1 protein-coding gene and 3 pseudogenes are annotated in these 2,017 nt (G+C 42.5%); 2 read left to right on the plus strand and 2 right to left on the minus strand.

Going from position 1 to position 2,017, the window contains the following annotated elements; all coding sequences use genetic code 11:
* A pseudogene (locus O9290_RS06075) lies at nt 1-178 on the minus strand (ISL3 family transposase); the annotation flags it as partial.
* Nucleotides 179-347: 169 nt separating this feature from the next.
* Between O9290_RS06075 and O9290_RS06080 the strand changes: the two are divergent.
* Nucleotides 348-902 (plus strand): annotated as a pseudogene (locus tag O9290_RS06080) (DUF2887 domain-containing protein); the annotation flags it as partial.
* Nucleotides 903-988: 86 nt separating this feature from the next.
* On the plus strand, nt 989-1,219 hold the full coding sequence (locus O9290_RS06085; RefSeq protein WP_288057617.1) for a hypothetical protein: 231 nt from the start codon (nt 989-991) through the stop codon (nt 1,217-1,219).
* 10 nt (nt 1,220-1,229) lie between these two features.
* On the opposite strand, the pseudogene O9290_RS06090 reads toward O9290_RS06085, so the two are convergent.
* Nucleotides 1,230-2,017, minus strand: a pseudogene (locus O9290_RS06090) (RNA-guided endonuclease InsQ/TnpB family protein); the annotation flags it as partial.

A 2,017-nucleotide genomic window follows, 5' to 3' on the forward strand; every position in this document is an offset into this window, starting at 1 on the left:
GTAAATCTTTGACTAAATGTCGATGATTTTGGTGGAGTTTATCGCTCTCTAACCCACAACGAGGACAGGTTGCTTTTTTATTTTTCGATTCGATTCGGCAAACTATACCGATATTTTCTAGGTGTAGATAGCCTTGAATACAGGTTCCTTGTAGGTTCAAAAATTTGTCAAGTATCATAAGTAAAATACTCGGGTTTTTGACTATTATATCAAATCTTAACTCGATTGTCTATCTTTTGGTATTAACCTGTTGATGCCTTAAGTCCTTCCCTGTATGGATTTCAGCTACTTTTGAGCGTAGTTGCTCTCATCGAATTTTATTTTAAGTTAATTATTTGCATAACAATTCCCGAAGAGCCGAACAAAGTAACACCCATCCCTACCGAGCGCTCCTCAATTGTGAGCAGGTGCATCGAATTTATCTGAAAGAATTAGGGGAAATTCAGCAGTTACCCCTAGGGGTTGCCTTGATGGTACTCACCACTGTGGAAGAAACCCAAGCACCAGAAAAAGCCCGCTATTTACTGGCACGAACTCAACAGCAAATTGCAGATCCAGAAGCGGGTCGCGCCATAATAGAAATGATTGCCACAATTATGGTGTATAAATTTACTAACTTGAGTCGGCAGGAGGTGGAAGCGATGCTAGGACTACAATTGGCAGATACAAGGGTATATCGTGAAGCCAAGGAGGAAGGTCGCGAGGAAGGTCGTCAGGAAGGAGAATCTGCGCTCATCCTGCGGCTCCTCTCGCGTCGGATCGGTGAAGTGACTCCTGAAAGGCGATCGCAAATTCAAGCTCTCTCAATTAATCAACTGGAAGCTTTAGGAGAAGCTTTGTTAGATTTTACCCAACCCGAAGATTTGGAGGAATGGTTGCGATCGCATCTATCGCCCCTGTAATTGGGAGTAAGCCATCAGGGAGCAAAATGTAAAAATTTCTTAAATTGTGAATTATGCTAGGATTCGCCCTAGAATGATCAAAAATCATGACTACACAAGCAACAGTAATCCAAGGCACAGCCAAAGAAATTAGGGAAGCACTGGCACTTATACCAGATGATGAAATTGTCAGCCTTATGGTAGGTCGTCCCAGCTTATCTATTATTGCCAGAAAATTACAGCACGAGGCCGCAACTCTTGGCATAACAGCTGCGGAACACGACGCACTCATGGCATCGTTAAAACTTGACATCCTCACCGCCGTAAACGGACGGTGATTCCCAAACCTCACGATTTAGGTTTCTGCTTCTTTCCCTTGCGGGGTTCCGCACCTGCCTTAACAGATTTACTCTGTTCTGGTCTTATGGTCGCTCGACAGACTGACACCGCAAGCCCTGCGGCCAAAATATTTTTACTCGCGTTAATATCTCGGTCATGGTGCGTCCCACAGTCTGGACAGTCCCACTCTCGAACATTTAACGGCATTTTCAAGGGCAATATACCCACAATTACTACACCTTTTAGAGCTAGGAAACCATCTATCTATTTCGATGTAATTTCTCCCATACCAACGGCATTTGTAGGCTAATTGTCTAGTGATTTCACCCCAGCTTACATCAGATATTGCCTGAGATAATTTCGGTTTTTTGACCATATTCTTGACGGCTAAATTCTCAACCACAATCGTTTGGTTTTCCCGAACTAATTGAGTGGTTAGCTTATGTAAATGGTCTTTTCTACTATCGGTGATTTGGGCGTGAATTCTGGCTACTTTGATTTTTGCCTTTTCTCGATTTTTTGAGCCTTTCTGTTTTCTAGAAAGGCTTTTTTGGGCCTTTCGCAGTCTCCAATAATGTTTCTTAAAATGCTTAGGATTAGATACTTTGTCACCATCGCTGGTAATCACGAGGCTACTAATTCCTAAGTCAATTCCAATGGCTTTATCTGTTACTGGTAATGGCTTAATTGTTGGGTCATCAAATCTAATTGAAATATGCCAACGTCCTGAGGGATGTAATCTGACTGTTACTGTGCTTGGTTCACAGCTTTCTGGTATTTGTCTTGACCATCGAATC

It is taken from the genome of Microcystis sp. LE19-41.2A, from assembly GCF_027530405.1.
GTDB classification, from domain to species: Bacteria; Cyanobacteriota; Cyanobacteriia; order Cyanobacteriales; family Microcystaceae; genus Microcystis; species Microcystis aeruginosa.

Excerpts from the sequence above, each read along its gene's own strand:
- O9290_RS06085 (WP_288057617.1), top strand. The coding sequence starts at position 989 with ATGACTACACAAGCAACAGTAATCCAAGGCACAGCCAAAGAAATTAGG.